We start from the raw sequence: 16,481 nt of genomic DNA, 5'->3' as shown, positions 1-16,481 counted from the left end.
CGCGAATGCCGGAACTCGAACAGGCTTTGACCGAAATTGCCGCCGAAATGGCGGAGCGCACGGATCGCGGCGAAGTCGCGACCTACATTCCGCAACTCGGCAAGGTCGATCCGAAAAAGTTCGGTATCGCCGCCGTGACCAATGACGGTCGCGTGCTGATGGCGGGCGACGCCGATGAGCCGTTTTCGATCCAGAGCATTTCGAAGGTGTTCACGCTGACATTGGCGCTCGGCAATGTCGGCGACGCGTTGTGGCAGCGTGTCGGTCGCGAGCCTTCGGGCAACCCGTTCAACTCGATCGTCCAGCTCGAGCATGAGAACGGCATTCCGCGCAATCCGTTCATCAATGCCGGCGCCATCGTCATTTCCGACATTCTGCTCGCCGGCCACCAGCCGCGCGAGGCGATCGGCGAGATCCTGCGCTTCATCCAGTTCCTGGCCGACGACGAAACCATTATCATCGACCGCGAGGTAGCGGCTTCGGAACGGGCCACCGGTTTTCGCAACTTGGCGCTTGCCAACTACATGAAGTCCTTCGGCAATCTCAACCACGCGCCGGACCTGGCGCTGGGCGTCTATTTCCACCATTGCGCCGTCGCCATGAGCTGCCGGCAACTGGCTTTGGCCGGCCGCTTCCTTGCCAATGGCGGCAAGAACCCGGCGACCGGCCATTCCGTTGTTTCGGCCGAGCGCGCCCGCCGCATTGGCGCGATGATGCTGACCTGCGGTCATTATGACGGCTCCGGCGATTTCGCCTTTCGCGTCGGCATCCCCGGCAAGAGCGGCGTTGGCGGCGGCATTTTGGCGATCGTGCCGGGCGTGGCTTCGCTCGCCGTCTGGTCGCCCGGCCTCAACGCCAACGGCAATTCCAGGCTGGGGTCGATTGCGCTGGAAAGGCTGGCGAAGATGATGAACTGGTCGGTCTTCGCGCCATAGAGATTGTGAAGCTTCAGACAAGAAAAATCCCGCGCTGTCGACAGGACAGCGCGGGATTCTTTTGGTCAAAAAATCAGGCTAAACCACCGAAAAGCTTAGAAAAAGCCTTTCCGCTGCCACCAGCCGGCACGCTTCGGCTTTTCCTCGGTCTTTTCCTCTTCGGCAACAGTCGAAGACACGATCGGCTCAACCGGAGCATCCACCGGTACAGGCTTGCGTCGCGATGGGCGGACCTTCGGTTTTTCGTCGACGGTGGCCACGGCTGTTTCCTCCGGAACAGGTGCGGGAGCCTCGGCAGAGGTTTCCGGCTCGGCTACCGGCGTCTCGACGACGACGTCCGCCGCAGCCTTCTTCGGCTTGGCGGCGCGGCGCGGCTTCTTCGGCTTTTCGGCGCTCGGCATGTCGTCATTGGCCGGAGCAAGGTCTACAGGCTCTTCGACCGGCGTTGCTGCTACCGGCTCGCTGGAGACGGCTATGCCCTCCAGGACTTCGCCTTCGGGGCTGTCAGCAAATTCTGCAGTGCCCGCATCGACCTCGCCTTCGTCTTCACGGCGATTGCGCTTGCCGCCGCGCTTGCCGCGCCGGCGCTTCTTGCCCTGACCTTCATCCACCACTTGACCGTCATCCGACGCTTCCACCGCCTCAGTGACGCCGACCTGGTCCTCGTGGTCTGCTTCGACGCCTTCATCGCTTAAGGCCTCGGATACGCCTTCGGCAGTGGCCGGGAGGGACGCGCCTTCCATTGGGGCGCCATTCTCGCGGTCGCGATCCTTGCCGCCGCGCCGTCTGCGGCGCTTGCGGCGCTTGCGGTCGCGGCCTTCGCCATCCTCGCTTGGCCTTGGCTGCTGCGGCTGCTGGGCTTGGCGCGGTTGCTCCGCCGGTGCAACGGCCTCGTCTTCCTCCTCCTCGATGACGATTTCGTCGGCGGGCTCTTCCGGCTCGACATAGGCGGGCAAGGTGCGCACCTCGACGAAGCCTTCAGGCTTTTCAGCCAGCGCGCCGCGGAAGATCGCATAGTGCTGGGCGCCGACCGTGTCGTCGGCTTCGACGGTGATGGTCAGGCCGAAGCGGCTTTCGAGCTCCACCAGCGTGCCGCGCTTGTGGTTGAGCACATAGAGTGCGGTCGCCGCCGGCGTCCGCACCGTGATGTGGCTGCGCGAATCCTTGAGCAGGAATTCCTCGATCGCCCGCACCACCATCAGCGCGACAGACGAATCGGACCGCACATGGCCGGTGCCGCCGCAATGCGGGCAAGGCTTCATCGTCGATTCCAGCACGCTGGCTCGGATGCGCTGGCGCGACATCTCCATCAGGCCGAAATGCGAGATGCGGCCGACCTGGATGCGGGCGCGATCGTTCTTGAGGTGATCCTTCAGCCGCTTTTCGACGGAGCGGTTGTTGCGGTTCTCCTCCATGTCGATGAAGTCGATGACGATCAGGCCGGCAAGATCGCGCAGCCTCAGCTGCCGTGCGACTTCCTCGGCCGCTTCCAGATTGGTGTGAAGCGCCGTGTCCTCGATCGAGTGCTCCTTGGTGGAGCGGCCCGAATTGACGTCGATGGCGACCAGCGCTTCGGTCTGGTTGATGATGATGTAGCCGCCGCTCTTTAGGGTCACCTGCGGCTGCAGCATGCGGTCGAGCTGCGCCTCGATGCCATTGCGTACGAATATCGGCGTCGTGTCGCGGAACGGCTGCACGACCTTGGCGTGGCTCGGCATCAGCATGCGCATGAAGTCCTTGGCCTCGCGATAACCCTCTTCGCCGGAAACCAGGATCTCGTCGATGTCCTTGTTGTAGAGATCGCGTACCGAGCGCTTGATCAGGCTGCCTTCCTCGTAGACCAGGGCAGGGGCCGTGGACTGCAGCGTCAGATTGCGGACGTTTTCCCAAAGCCGCATCAGATATTCGTAGTCGCGCTTGATCTCGGCCTTGGTGCGGCTTTCGCCGGCTGTGCGCAGGATGACGCCCATGCCCTGCGGCACTTCGAGATCGGCGACGACCTCCTTCAGCCGCTTGCGGTCCTGCGCGTTGGTGATCTTGCGCGAGATGCCGCCGCCACGCGCCGTGTTCGGCATCAGCACCGAATAGCGGCCGGCAAGCGACAGGTAGGTGGTGAGCGCCGCGCCCTTGTTGCCGCGCTCTTCCTTCACGACCTGCACCAGGAGGATCTGCCGGCGCTTGATCACTTCCTGGATCTTGTACTGGCGGCGCACCGGCTTGCGGCGGTTGCGCGCTTCTTCCAGCGCATCCTCGGCGCCGACCGATTCGACCTCATGGTCGTCCGGATGCGAGGACTGCACCTCTTCCAGCATGCCGCGATCATTGTCGGTGGACGTGGCTTCGCCGGCCGAGTCCTGCTGCGCCACGGCTTCGGAAATCACATCCGCTTCAATGCTGGCGGCGATGGAATTGGGTCCGCCTTCGGAAGGCCCAGTCTCATCATGGCTCGTCTCATCATGGCTCGTCTCATTATGACTCGCGTCAACATGACCGGCGGCATCCTCGCTATGTTCCGAAGTATCAGACGGCGTGTCGACATTTTCGGAAACGGCATCGACGTTCTCCGCGACCGCATCCTTGCCGTGTTCGCCGCCCTCGTTGGAGCCGCTATCGTTGGACTCGACAGAATCGTCCGCACCTGCATCACGCTTGTGCTCGCCTCGGTCGCGGCTCTTGCCGCCGCGCCGGCGTCCGCGCCGGCCGCGATCGCGGCTCTGGCGGTCGTCGCCTTCGCCGTCCTCATCGTCCTCGTCTTCAGCCTCCTGCGCTTCCGCGCGCAGCAGCGCCTGACGGTCGGCGACCGGAATCTGGTAGTAGTCGGGATGAATTTCACTGAAGGCGAGGAAACCGTGACGGTTGCCGCCATATTCGACAAAGGCTGCCTGAAGCGAGGGTTCGACGCGCGTTACGCGGGCGAGGTAGATATTTCCTTTGAGCTGCTTTTTGTCCTGGGATTCAAAGTCGAATTCTTCAATACGGTTACCGCGAACGACGACAACACGTGTTTCCTCCGGGTGGGAGGCGTCTATCAGCATCTTGTTGGGCATTATTTCGTTTCCCCCCGGCAGCCGTCAGCCGCAGCTTGCGGGGCGAAGCCCGCCGCTGTGAGTGTGGATGAACATGGGTGCCGGGCAATTGAATGTCCGCCGGCCGCTGCCTGAGCGCCATGGCGGTGCCGCCCGCAGCCATAATGGCGCGGTTTGCTGCGGACCTTTCCATGATTGCGCTTGAAGCCATCGTAACCAGCAGAACCTTTTTGAACCAAAGCCCGGGGAAAACCGGACCAGCGTGTTTGCTCATACAGAGCCGGCGCGGGACAATCCCGGCCGTTTTCCTCACGCAGGCGCTTCCCCCGCCACGGGCTCGCACCTGCGAAATTCGTCGCGATCACTTGATACCTTCTTCGCCTGAAGCGAAAGGAGCCGTCGTTCATCTGACCTGTAGCAGGAAGCTGCGGAGGAGGACGGTTCCAGGATTGCAGTGATCCACCATCGCTTTTATGATTTGGCGGGTTGGAAGGCAACCCCGATTTCCGATGCCGGCAAAAAGCAGTTCCGCAACGGAAGCACGGCTTTGAGCGTTGCATGAAAAGGCTTGGTTAACCTTCTCTGGATACCAATCGTTAATCGAGTTCGCGGCCTAACCGGCACTTCGACAAAAACGACGACACTCCGACAAACAAGATTGGGCGCCTGGCGCCAAACCGGAGCGACTGGAAAGAGATGGGACTGGCAGTCTTCACGCACAAGAGTGGTCGCGCCGGAGGCATTTTTTTTTACGCTGCCTACTTCCGCGCTGCTTGTCTGCTGTCGCTGGTTGTCGCTTGCCTGGCCTTTTCGCCGGTTTCCTTTGCCGCCGCCGCGCCGCTGGCCGTGACGAGCTACAAAATGGCGGGTGACGCCACCAAGATGCGCATCGTCATGAATTTCGACCGCGAACCCGACGTCAAATGGTTCCTGCTGCGCGGCCCCCACCGTCTGGTCGTCGACCTGCCAAGCACGAAATTCGCCATCAATGCCAAGGATGTGAAGGCGCGCGGCCTGGTCAGGAGCGTGCGCTACGGCGATCTCGGCGAGGGGGTGTCGCGGCTGATTCTCACCGGCAAGGGCCCGTTCGCCGTCGACAGGCTCGACGTGCTCAAGAATGACGACGGCAGCGGCTACCGCATCGCAATCGACATGTCTGCGGCGTCCGTGCGGGAGTTCGACGCCGCTCTTGCCAATCAGGCGCTGACCACCGGCTCGACGGTCTCCTCCGACAAGGGCGGCAGGGTCGGCACCGGCCCGGTCTCCAATCCAGGCCATCGCTTCACCGTCGTCATCGATCCAGGCCATGGCGGCATCGACGGCGGCGCCGAGGGCCTGAACGGCACGGTCGAAAAGAACGTCACGCTCGCTTTCGCCACCGAATTGCGGGAAAGACTTGCCGCAGTCGGCAAATACGACGTGTTCATGACGCGCGAGACGGATCAATTCCTGCGGCTGGACGACCGCGTGCGCATTGCCCGACAGCACGAGGCCGATCTGCTCATTTCGATCCACGCCGACACGATCAGGGTCAAGGGCCTTCGCGGCGCAACCGTCTACACCGTCTCCGACAAGGCTTCCGATCCCGAAGCGCAGGCGCTCGCCGACCGTGAAAACCTTTCCGATCAATTCGCCGGCATGGAAATCAAGGACGACGACAAGGAAGTGACCGACATCCTGATCGACCTGATCCGCCGCGAGACGCACGGTTTCTCGATGCGTTTTGCCCAAACTTTGGTCGGCCAGCTTTCCACCAGCGTAGGCCTCATCAACAATCCGCAGCGTTCGGCCAGCTTCAAGGTGTTAAAGGCACCGGATGTCCCCTCCGTGCTGGTCGAACTCGGCTATCTGTCGAACGCGAAGGACGAGGCGCAACTGCTCAGCGCCGATTGGCGCGGCAAGGCTGCCCAGAGCATAACCAATGCCATCGCCCTGTTCGCCTCAGCCCGGGCCGGAGCCGGAACCGGAGGCTGAGGTGCCAGCCGCGCTACAACCAGAGGCAGCGTTGCACGACGACAACACCCTGCACTTATTTCCGCCATTCGAAGGCGAAATTCCAAGCTGCCGCATTTTGCCCACATGGTGGCGACATGGGTTTTCGATTACCGGTCGGGATCGTCTCGAAAGCTTGCGCGAAAGGCGGCTTCGTTTAGGAAATTCCCGAACCAAGGACTGGAGCGGGCATGATTCGTCTCATTGGCTATTTCTTCGGCATCGGCACGGCGCTGGCCCTTTTGGTCGCGGCGGGCGTGGCGATCTATATCAGCCATCTGTCGAAGGATTTGCCCGACTACGAGGTGCTTGCCAAGTATGAACCGCCGGTGACGACCCGCATCCATGCGTCCGACGGTGCGCTGATGGCCGAATATGCGCGCGAGCGGCGCCTGTATTTGCCGATCCAGGCGGTGCCGGACCGTGTCAAGGCGGCCTTCCTGTCTGCCGAGGACAAGAATTTCTACAATCACCCCGGCATCGACATGACCGGCCTTGGCCGCGCAGTCATGGTCAATCTACAGAATTTCGGCTCGGGCAAGCGCCAGGTCGGCGCCTCGACGATCACCCAGCAGGTGGCGAAAAACTTCCTGTTGTCCTCGGACCAGACCTACGAGCGCAAGATCAAGGAGATGATCCTCGCCTTCCGCATCGAGCAGGCCTATTCGAAGGACCGCATTCTCGAACTCTACCTTAACGAGATTTTCTTCGGGCTCGGCGCCTATGGCGTCGCCGGGGCAGCGCTCACTTATTTCGACAAGGCGGTGAATGAACTCACCGTGGCGGAGGCGGCCTATCTGGCGGCTTTGCCGAAGGGGCCCTCCAACTATCACCCCTTCAAATATGCCGACCGCGCCATCGAGCGCCGCAACTGGGTGATCGACCAGATGGTCGGCAACGGCTACGTCACGCAAGAGGAAGGCGCCAAGGCCAAGGCCGAGCCGCTCGGCGTCAAGCCACGCCGCTCCGGCACCTATCTGTTCGCCGGCGAATACTTCACCGAGGAAGTGCGTCGCCAGATCAGCGCGCGCTACGGCGAGAATGCGCTCTACGAGGGCGGCCTGTCCGTCCGTACGACGCTCGATCCCAAGATGCAGCTCATCGCCCGCAAAGCCATGCAGAACGGCCTGATGAAGTTCGATACGCTGCGCGGCTATCGCGGGCCGGTGAAGACCATCAGCGTATCCGGCGACTGGGGCGTGCCTTTGAGCGAAGTCAAGGGACTGGACGACGTGCCGGAATGGTCGCTCGCCGTCGTGCTCGACAGCTCGGAGAGCGGCCTGTCGATCGGCCTTCGGCCGACCCGGAAGATCTCGGGCGAACTCGTCAAGGATCGCATCGAAGGCACCGTCAGCCGCGAGGACATGAGCTTCGCCATGCGTCATGTGGTCGGCGGCAAGACCGTCAAGGCCAAGTCGCCGGCGGACGTGCTGAAGCCGGGCGATGTCATCTTCGTGCAGAAGAAAGAGGGTACGGATGGGGCTTATATCCTGCGCCAGGCCCCCGAAGTGGAAGGCGGCATGATCGCCATGGATCCGCATACCGGCCGCGTTCTGGCCATGGTCGGCGGGTTCTCCTACTCGCAATCCGAATTCAACCGTGCCACGCAGGCCATGCGGCAGCCGGGTTCGTCGTTCAAGCCGATCGTCTATTCGGCCGCCCTCGACAATGGCTATACGCCGGCTTCGGTGATCATGGACGGCCCGATCACCATCAAGAGCGGCAACACGACCTGGACGCCGAAGAACTACGATGGAAGGACAGCTGGCCCGGCGACCTTGCGGTCCGGCATCGAGAGGTCGCGCAATCTGATGACTGTGCGCCTTGCCAACGACATGGGCATGAAGCTGGTCGCCGAATATGCCGAGCGCTTCGGCGTCTATGACCGTCTGGCGCAGTACCTGCCGATGGCGCTGGGTTCGGGCGAGACCACCGTGATGCGCATGGTGTCGGCTTATTCGATCATGGCCAACGGCGGCAAGTCGATCAAGCCGACGCTGATCGACCGCATCCAGGATCGCTACGGCAAGACGGTGTACAGGCAGGACGAACGCGGCTGCGAAAATTGCAACGCCGCCGAATGGCAGAACCAGCCTGAGCCGGAACTGGTCGACAATTCCGAGCAGGTGCTCGATCCGATGACCGCCTATCAGATCACCTCGATGATGGAGGGCGTCGTCGAGCGCGGTACCGGCGCCACCGTCGCCGAACTCGGCCGCCACATCGCCGGCAAGACCGGAACGACAAACGACGAGAAGGATACCTGGTTCATCGGCTACACGCCCAATCTCGTTGTCGGCCTTTATATGGGCTACGATCAGCCGAAAGGTCTTGGCAAGGGCGCGACCGGCGGCGGTCTCGCAGCGCCGATCTTCAAGGACTTCATGCGCGTGGCGCTGGACGGCACGCCCAATGTCGATTTCCAGGTTCCCGAAGGCATGAAGCTGATCGCCATCAATCGCAAGACCGGCATGGCTGCCAACCCAGGCGACGCTGGCGCCTTTATCGAAGCCTTCAAGCCGGGCACCGGCCCCGCCGACAGCTATTGGGTGATCGGCATGGGTGCGGACGGCTCCAACGCCTCCGGCGGCGCGCTGTCGCCACAGGCCAACCAAGCCATCCAGTCCGGCGGCGGCGGGCTCTATTGACATAGGACATGGTGTTCTGGGCCGGCTTTCGAGCCGGCCCATTTCGCTTTACAGGCGGCGGTGCCGTCCCTATGTATCGCGCCAACCCAGCTCTGTTCAAGCAACAGGGCACCATTTCAGCACAGGACAGAACGACCAGCCATGCGCGCGGAAACGCAGAACATTGTCGACGAAATCAGGCAGGCGATAACCCTGCTGAGGAGGCATCTTTGACTGGGATCAAGCCATAAAGCGGCTTGAATACCTGAATGTGCGTGCCGAGGATTCGAGTCTCTGGAACGAACCGCTGGAGGCGCAGAAGCTGATGCGTGAGCGCCAGGGCCTCGAGGAAGGCATCACCGCGGTCAAAGGCCTCACCCAGGCGCTGGAAGACAATATCGGCCTGATCGAGCTTGGCGAGGAAGAGGGCGACGAGAGCGTCATCGCCGAGGCGGAAGCGGCGATCCGCTCGATGCGCGGCGAAGCAAAGGCCCGCCAGATCGAGACGCTGCTTTCGGGCGAGGCGGACGCCAACGACAGTTATCTCGAAGTCCATGCCGGCGCCGGCGGCACCGAAAGCCAGGACTGGGCCTCGATGCTTCTGCGCATGTACACGCGTTGGGCCGAGCGGCGGCGCTTCAAGGTCGAGGTGCTGGAAGTGCATGACGGCGAAGAGGCCGGCATCAAGTCCGCTACGCTGCTGATCAAGGGCCACAATGCCTATGGTTGGCTGAAGACGGAATCCGGCGTTCACCGTCTCGTGCGTATTTCGCCCTATGACAGCAATGCGCGCCGCCACACGTCCTTCGCCAGCGTCTGGGTCTATCCGGTGATCGACGATACGATCGAGATCGACGTTTCCGAATCGGATGTCCGCATCGACACCTATCGTTCGTCCGGATCGGGCGGCCAGCACGTCAACACCACCGATTCGGCGGTCCGCATCACCCATCTCGCCACCGGCATCGCGGTCGCCTGTCAGGCCGAGCGCTCCCAGCACAAGAACAAGGCGAAGGCCTGGGAGATGCTGCGCTCGCGGCTCTACGAGGAAGAGCTGAAGAAGCGCGAGGCGGTGGCGAACGCCACTGAAGCGTCGAAGAGCGATATCGGCTGGGGCCACCAGATCCGCTCCTACGTTCTGCAGCCCTATCAGCTGGTGAAGGATCTGCGCACTGGCGTCGAGAGTACAAGCCCGTCGAGCGTGCTGGACGGCGACCTCGACGATTTCATGGAGGCCTCGCTGTCGCAGCGCATCGAGGGTGGCGCCGGCGAAGTGGTCGCCGATATCGACTGAAGCCCTACAACAAAGCAGCAGGAACATCACGCTAGAGTAACAGGCTCTCACTCTAATTGAGCGGTCGCTTTATGGCTTTGTTTTTTCATCAAATTTTCCACAACGACTTCTAACTTCGGGCTAGATGTTGCAGGCCTGCCGGCGCTTGGCCCGGAACCACTGCGAGCCAAATCTCGTTATCTGCGATCCCATCTGCCGGGGTTGATGAAGTCACTCTCGTTAGCCCCGGCAGGCTGGTTCCGGCTGCAGATGTCGGCGCTCGGTTTGCACAGCAATTTCTTGCGCCAACAAAGGAATCAGCCCAGCATCCGAAGACTGGGGGAAAAAGCATTTATGGCCGGACGCGGCGTATCTGCGACCTGACGAGCCGGCCACTGGGAAGATACGTTCCAAGAACGGGCAAGCGAAACGCTTGATAACTCGGTGATAGGAATTGCGCCCATGCCTGCTTTCACAGCCCGACCGGCCTCAGCCGTCAACACGGCGCGCCGCCTCCTGAATTCAATCATTGCGGTGGTGGCTCTGACGGCCGCCACCATTCTATTTGCAGCACCCGCTTTGGCGCACGACGCCACGCCGACTGCGGCGAGGCCGCAAGGGTGGAGTTACCCATTCTCCTGTTGTTCTGGCTATGATTGCCGCGCGGTCTCGCAGACGTCGATCAGCGAGCGTCCGGAGGGCTATGTCATCAAGGGGACAGGCGAGGTCGTGTCCTACAGCGATGCGCGGATCAAGAATTCGCCCGATGGCGAATATCACTGGTGCTCGGTCGCCGGCGCCAATGATGGAAAGACCATCTGCCTGTTCGTGCCACCGTCGTCGTTTTAATGCATCTCGCCCAAAAGCTTGCCCCAAGGGCTTGACCCAGAGCCTGGCCCGATGGTGCGCAGCGGTTTTGGGATAACGACATGCATCAAAAAGATTGAAGCGCGCCACGCGTCCGACGCAGGCAAGCGAGTCTGCTGATAGACGGTTGTCAGGAGTGTCTCCTTATGTTGCCTTGCCGCGCGGGCGGCAGGCAATCGTGAGGAGGCGTTCATGACCATAAAGGCAAGCTGCCATTGCAGGGCTACGACGTTCGAAGTTTCGGAAGCGCCGCTAACCGTGACGCAATGCACCTGCTCCTTCTGCTCGAAACGCGGCTCGTTGTGGGCCTACTACACCCCGTCGCAATTCAAGCTCACCAGCCCGCTCAAGAATGTCTCCTTCTACCGGTGGGGCTCGAAAACGATCAAACACGGTTTCTGCGCCACCTGCGGCTGCGGCACCTTCACCGAAACGCCGGACTGGTCGACCGGCAAGCCGGATTTCGACAATCCGAAAATCAGCGTTAATTCGCGCCTGTTCGACGATTTCGACCTCGATCAGGTCGAGCTCGTCGTCATCGACGGCAAGAATCTCTGGTAGCCGATAATCTCTGGTAGCCGATCAGAATTGCGCAATACCGCGGCCGTGCAATTGACCGGGAAAAGCCATAGCCAGCCGCTTTTCCCGTTCCGTTTTTCGCCGCATTTCATGTTACAAGACATTAGAGCGACGTGCGTCCACTTGGACGCACAAAGTACGCTCTAAGACTTTGAATTTATGCATCGTGCTTTCCGAAAATCGATGATTTTCGGGCCGATGCAACGGAAGGGCTGATGCGGCGCGCCACCGGTGGGACCGCGGACTGGAGAGGGACTACCAAATGAAAAAGACTGTGCTCGTCGTCGTGGCGACGGCTGTGCTCGTGAGTGCCTGCACTACAACCGATCCGTATACCGGAGAGCAGAAGGTTTCCAACACTGCGGCCGGCGCCGGCATCGGCGCGCTGGCGGGTGCGGGGCTCGGCCTGCTTGCCGGCGGCAACGATCGCCGTAATGCGCTGATCGGCGCTGGCGTCGGCGCGCTCGCCGGCGGCGCCATCGGCGCCACGATGGACCAGAACGAGGCCGAACTGCGCCGGCAGCTTCAGGGCTCCGGCGTCAGTGTCACCCGCACCGGCGACCAGATCATCCTCAACATGCCGTCCGACATCACCTTCAACGTCGACCAGGACGCGGTGAAGCCCGGCTTCTATCAAGTGCTGAATTCGGTCGCACTTGTGCTGAACAAGTTCCGGCAGACCACGGTCGACGTGTTCGGCCACACCGACTCGACCGGTGGCGACGAACACAATTTCGACCTGTCGCAGCGCCGCGCGCTGGCGGTCGCCAACTATCTGTCCGGGCAGGGCGTCGATTCCCGCCGCTTCGCCGTCACCGGCTTCGGCAAGACGCGTCCGATCGCTTCCAATGCGACGGCCGCCGGCCGTGCCCAGAACCGCCGCGTCGAGATCCAGCTTTCACCGCTCACCTGAGCAAGACCATGATCCCGAACCTCCGGTTCGGAAAAGATCATGTTCAAACAAGAAGCCGGCATCGGACATGAAGACGGCCCCGCAAGGGGCCGTTTCTGTTTGGGTTTGGCGTCCGGCAAAATGCGTCAAACAAAGACCTGGAGCGCGGTTTTGGGCCTACCAAAACGCAAAGCGCCCTAGGGTCGGACCGGCTGATCGACAATTGCCGCAACGATCCGGCGCACGATCGGAAGGACAATCAGCAGGCTCGGAAACGCAACGAGCCATGATACGCCCCATGCATATGACCAGGTCGCTACGAAACCGTTCGTCCAACCGGTGCCGATCGCCGTCGAAACCGCCGAGATGATGCAGGTCATGAGAATTGAAAGAACAAACGGCATTACCACTGCACTGTAGGAAGGCGGCAGCTTTCTCAGCTTCAATGTCTTTTGCGGTGATGCTTGCATGGAAATCTCCTAGTCGGAAAATGCGTGAGCGCGATCAGGCGATCTGTGCCGATTGCAGGGCTAGCTCCCGAATAAAGCTTCGCAACGAACGCGGCTCGCGGCCCAAAGCGCAGCGCAATGTCAGGCTGTTTCCGCCGAGGCCATATCTGGCATAGTGGTCATGGACTTTAGCCAGCAGCTGCAATTGGCGGTCATCGTAGGGAAGGCGGGCATTCGCTGCCCACTCGCCAAAGGTCTGCTCGCCGGCCGAGATCGGGCGGCCAAGTTCTTCACCCATCATTGAAACGATTTCTTCCCGGCTATGCATACCAGCGCACAGCTCGAGGGTGGCATAGGACAACCGCGCTTCTGTCAATGCGATCGCTGCCACTTCAGCGACATCGCGGTAATCGACGCGCGCCAGCTTTGCTGTCTTTGGAAACGGTTCCGAGAAAACGCCATCCCTAACGACGGACGGCCAGGCTGCTGCGATATTCTGCATGAAATTGGCGGGATGCAGAATGGTGTATTCCATGTTCGTTGAGTAGAGAGCATCCTCGACCGGCACCTTGCTCGCATGGTTTTTGAGCCTCGTATTGGTCGGCTGGATCACCGACGAGAAGACGAATTTTCGAACGCCTGCTCGTGCTGCAGCCTCAACCATGGCAACACCCATGGCCGCTTCATCGGGGGCAAAGGCCGGTCCGATGTGAAAGACGCCGTCGACGCCCTCGACGGCATCTTCGAGGCTCTGAGGGTCGCGCAAATTGCCGATCACGACCTCGGGTGCCCCGAGCCTCCGCGCCTTTTCGGCGCTCGCGGGGTCGCGAATGAGTCCTCGAACAGTGGCATTGCGGCGGACAAGTTCAGGCACGACCAATCCGGCAAATCGGCCTGTTGCGCCCACGACCAGGACGGTTGGATTGGGTGCTCGCATGACAATTCCCTTCCATGAAGCTTGCCCTTTCGGGATTTCTTCCAGGGAAATAAAAGGTCGCGAACAGCGTTACAATTATTTGGCTTTGCGATAGTTTCTCTCGATTTTCGAGAGAAATGGACAAGCCATGAGCCGGATAGATGATTTTGAAGCTTTCATGGCAGTTGTCGAGCATGGAAGTTTGACAGCCGCCGCACGCCGGCTGAACCGCTCACTGCAATCAATCAGCCGGTCTTTGGCGACGCTGGAAGAATCCGTCGGGGTCGAGCTTGTGCAGAGAACGACGCGCCGCTCGACACCGAGCGAAGCCGGAGCGGCGTTTTTCCACCGCATCAAACCCGCCATCGACGAAATAAACGACGCAAGACTTCAGGCCGCCAACCAGAGATCGGAGCCATCAGGCATCCTGCGCGTGAGCGCGCCAGTTCTGTTCGGCCCGGATTTCGTTGTACCTGTCATCGCCGACTACATGCAGACGTATCCGCGGGTCGAGGTTGACCTCCAGCTTTCCGATGGATTTGTTGATCTTGGTGCCGAGGGCCTCGATCTGGCAATACGGATCGGCAACTTGCCGGATTCCAGCTTGCGAGCCAGACGCTTGGGCGCGTTGCGGCGCGTCGTGTTCGGCTCGCCTTCCTACTTTGAACGCCGTGGCCGACCTACGCATCCTTTTGAACTGAGCAGGCACAGTTGCATTGTTCGAACCTCCGACCAGCGTCCAGGTGAATGGATGTTTCAGATTGAGGGGAAACCTCGGCCGGTGAAAGTGGCTGGCAGTTTTCGATCCAATTTGATGGCACCGATCTATGCAGCCGCAGCTCACGGATTGGGTTTGGGCTACTCGCCCCTTTGGCAGATAAGGCATTCGGTGGACGATGGCCGCCTAGAGGTCGTTTTAAGCGAATTCGAGCCGGTGCCGGTGCCGATGCACGCCGTGTGGCCGGAAGGCAGATCATCTTCAGCCAAAGTTCGCGCGTTTCTGGATATGTTGCCGTCCCGCCTGGAATTCAAAAACCTGTAGCCACCGGAGACGACAGAGCGCGGTCGACCACCTCGTGGTCATAACGCGCGTCGCGTCTGAAGGGATTCATGCGGCGCGCTTTGAGTTTCTTGTTTCCAGCTTTCGCGCCACAGCTGAGCAAAGCAGATATCGAACATGAAAACGGCCCCGCAAAGGGCCATTTTTGTTTGGATTTGAGAATTTCTGCTGTGATCAGACCTTGGCGACGATGCGCATGAAGGCGGGCATCTCGTCGCCGAATCCGACGGTCGCGTCATTGTCTTCCTGGCGATGGCGGGCAGGGCGATTGCCGTCGCGCTGCGGCCTGGTGTCGCCACGTTCCGGCGCACGCTGTTCGTTCCGGTTGCGATCGGGCGAAGCTTGGCGCTCGCCATTTTCCGAGCGGATCGCTTCCTTGCGCGCGCGCCGCTCACCGGCATCGGCGACCGCGGTCTCGGCCGCCACTGGCTGTTCCTCGCGCGCCGCGTCCGGTGCTGCAGCATCGCTTTGCTTGGCGTGGCGTTCGCGTGGCTTGCGTTCGCCCCTGTCCTTGCGGTCATCGTCCTTGCGGCCGGCGCGGCGCGGGGCGCCGCGGCCACGGCGGGGAGCGTCGTCCTCTCCGCCCTCGCTGGCGACGACCGTCGACAGATCGCCGTCATGCCACTCGATCTTGTTGCCGATCAGCCGTTCGATCGCGTCGATGTATTTGGTATCGGACTTGGTGGCGATGGTGAAGGATTTGCCCGAGCGTCCGGCGCGGCCGGTGCGGCCGATGCGGTGGACATAGTCCTCGGCATGGATCGGCACGTCGTAGTTGAAGACGTGGCTGACATCGGGGATGTCGAGGCCGCGCGCCGCAACGTCCGACGCAACGAGGTAGCGCAGTTTGCCGTCACGGAAATTGGCCAGCATCTGCATGCGCGCGCGCTGGTCCATGTCGCCATGCAGCGCGCCGGCGTCGAAATCATATTTCAGCAGCGAGCGGAAAAGCTCCGAGACCTCGATCTTGCGGTTGCAGAAGATGATGGCGTTCTTCAGCTCCGCATCCTCGGCCCTTATCAGATTGCGCAGCGTCTCGCGCTTGTCCCAGGGTTTCGAGCCGGATTTCACCAGCCGCTGGACGATGTTGGTGGCGGCGGACGCAGCCTTCGAAACCTCGACGCGCACCGGCGCGTGCAGGAATTTCTCGGTGAGTTTGGTGATCTCAGGCGGCATTGTCGCCGAGAAGAACAGCGTCTGCCTGGTGAACGGGATCATCTCGCAGATGCGCTCGATGTCGGGAATGAAGCCCATGTCGAGCATGCGATCGGCCTCATCGATGACGAGGATCTCGACGCCGTTGAGCAGAAGCTTTCCGCGCTCGCGGTGGTCGAGCAGGCGGCCGGGCGTCGCGATCAGCACGTCGGCGCCGCGCTCCAGCTTCTTGTCCTGCTCGTCGAACGACACGCCGCCGATCAGCAGCGCGATGTTGAGCTTGTGGTTCTTGCCGTATCTGATGAAATTTTCTTCGACCTGCGCGGCAAGCTCGCGCGTCGGCTCGAGGATCAGCGTGCGTGGCATGCGGGCGCGGGCCCGGCCTTTTTCGAGCCGGGTCAGCATGGGCAGCACGAACGAGGCCGTCTTGCCGGTGCCGGTCTGGGCGATGCCCAAAATATCCTTGCCGAGCAAGGCGTGCGGAATGGCGCCGGCCTGGATCGGCGTCGGTTCGGTGTAACCGGCATCGGTGACTGCGGAAAGGACCTTCGGCGACAGGCCGAGGTCTGTGAAGGTCAACGCTTCTTGAGCGATCTGGGCGTCTGAGGACAAGTTTGGCTGTCTTTGGCTGGTTCGGGGGCGCAACATAAGCAGTCGCGGCAAGCGCCGCGCGCCTGCAAGATCGGTATTGCAGGTAGGCGCAAGCCCAC

12 protein-coding genes are annotated in these 16,481 nt (G+C 61.4%); 8 read left to right on the top strand and 4 right to left on the bottom strand.

Going from position 1 to position 16,481, the window contains the following annotated elements:
* Window positions 1-5: 5 nt before the first annotated feature.
* The gene (locus tag IHQ72_RS23105; protein ID WP_258117454.1) at window positions 6-935 is read left to right on the top strand and encodes a glutaminase; all 930 of its coding nucleotides are present in this window, start codon (window positions 6-8) and stop codon (window positions 933-935) included.
* A gap of 95 nt (window positions 936-1,030) precedes the next feature.
* On the opposite strand, the gene IHQ72_RS23100 is transcribed toward IHQ72_RS23105, so the two are convergent.
* Window positions 1,031-3,982, bottom strand: a complete 2,952-nt coding sequence (locus IHQ72_RS23100) for an Rne/Rng family ribonuclease (RefSeq protein ID WP_258117453.1) — start codon at window positions 3,980-3,982, stop codon at window positions 1,031-1,033.
* Window positions 3,983-4,657: 675 nt separating this feature from the next.
* Between IHQ72_RS23100 and IHQ72_RS23095 the strand changes: the two genes are divergently transcribed.
* From IHQ72_RS23095 to IHQ72_RS23070, 6 genes are all read left to right on the top strand, one after another.
* The gene (locus IHQ72_RS23095; RefSeq protein WP_258117451.1) at window positions 4,658-5,935 is read left to right on the top strand and encodes an N-acetylmuramoyl-L-alanine amidase; all 1,278 of its coding nucleotides are present in this window, start codon (window positions 4,658-4,660) and stop codon (window positions 5,933-5,935) included.
* Between the two features lie 209 nt (window positions 5,936-6,144).
* Window positions 6,145-8,601 (top strand): penicillin-binding protein 1A, encoded by a 2,457-nt coding sequence (locus tag IHQ72_RS23090; protein ID WP_258117450.1) that lies wholly within the window; start codon window positions 6,145-6,147, stop codon window positions 8,599-8,601.
* A 141-nt stretch (window positions 8,602-8,742) separates the two neighbouring features.
* Window positions 8,743-9,874 (top strand): peptide chain release factor 2 gene (prfB, locus tag IHQ72_RS23085; protein ID WP_258117449.1). Its coding sequence is split into 2 segments (ribosomal slippage): window positions 8,743-8,808 and window positions 8,810-9,874, totalling 1,131 coding nucleotides; the frame shifts between segments, so codons are not numbered across the junction.
* A 441-nt stretch (window positions 9,875-10,315) separates the two neighbouring features.
* Window positions 10,316-10,702, top strand: a complete 387-nt coding sequence (locus IHQ72_RS23080; RefSeq protein ID WP_192365005.1) for a hypothetical protein — start codon at window positions 10,316-10,318, stop codon at window positions 10,700-10,702.
* Between the two features lie 210 nt (window positions 10,703-10,912).
* Complete coding sequence (locus IHQ72_RS23075) at window positions 10,913-11,281, top strand: GFA family protein (protein ID WP_258117446.1); 369 nt, start codon at window positions 10,913-10,915, stop codon at window positions 11,279-11,281.
* Between the two features lie 280 nt (window positions 11,282-11,561).
* Window positions 11,562-12,212, top strand: a complete 651-nt coding sequence (locus IHQ72_RS23070) for a YiaD family glycine zipper/OmpA-like lipoprotein (RefSeq protein ID WP_258117445.1) — start codon at window positions 11,562-11,564, stop codon at window positions 12,210-12,212.
* 176 nt (window positions 12,213-12,388) lie between these two features.
* On the opposite strand, the gene IHQ72_RS23065 is transcribed toward IHQ72_RS23070, so the two are convergent.
* Both IHQ72_RS23065 and IHQ72_RS23060 read right to left on the bottom strand, forming a co-directional pair.
* Window positions 12,389-12,661: a DUF2798 domain-containing protein gene (locus IHQ72_RS23065; RefSeq protein WP_192365652.1), complete on the bottom strand. Its 273-nt coding sequence runs from the start codon at window positions 12,659-12,661 to the stop codon at window positions 12,389-12,391.
* A gap of 34 nt (window positions 12,662-12,695) precedes the next feature.
* Window positions 12,696-13,577 carry an NmrA/HSCARG family protein gene (locus tag IHQ72_RS23060; protein ID WP_258117441.1) on the bottom strand — a complete coding sequence of 294 codons (882 nt, stop codon included), beginning with the start codon at window positions 13,575-13,577 and terminating at the stop codon, window positions 12,696-12,698.
* A gap of 127 nt (window positions 13,578-13,704) precedes the next feature.
* Between IHQ72_RS23060 and IHQ72_RS23055 the strand changes: the two genes are divergently transcribed.
* Window positions 13,705-14,598 carry a LysR family transcriptional regulator gene (locus tag IHQ72_RS23055; protein WP_258117440.1) on the top strand — a complete coding sequence of 298 codons (894 nt, stop codon included), beginning with the start codon at window positions 13,705-13,707 and terminating at the stop codon, window positions 14,596-14,598.
* A gap of 192 nt (window positions 14,599-14,790) precedes the next feature.
* On the opposite strand, the gene IHQ72_RS23050 is transcribed toward IHQ72_RS23055, so the two are convergent.
* Window positions 14,791-16,383 carry a DEAD/DEAH box helicase gene (locus IHQ72_RS23050; protein WP_258117439.1) on the bottom strand — a complete coding sequence of 531 codons (1,593 nt, stop codon included), beginning with the start codon at window positions 16,381-16,383 and terminating at the stop codon, window positions 14,791-14,793.
* Between the last annotated feature and the right edge of the window lie 98 nt (window positions 16,384-16,481).

The organism is Mesorhizobium onobrychidis, from assembly GCF_024707545.1.
GTDB lineage: Bacteria > Pseudomonadota > Alphaproteobacteria > Rhizobiales > Rhizobiaceae > Mesorhizobium > Mesorhizobium onobrychidis.
This window is presented reverse-complemented; position numbering and strand designations above follow the sequence as displayed.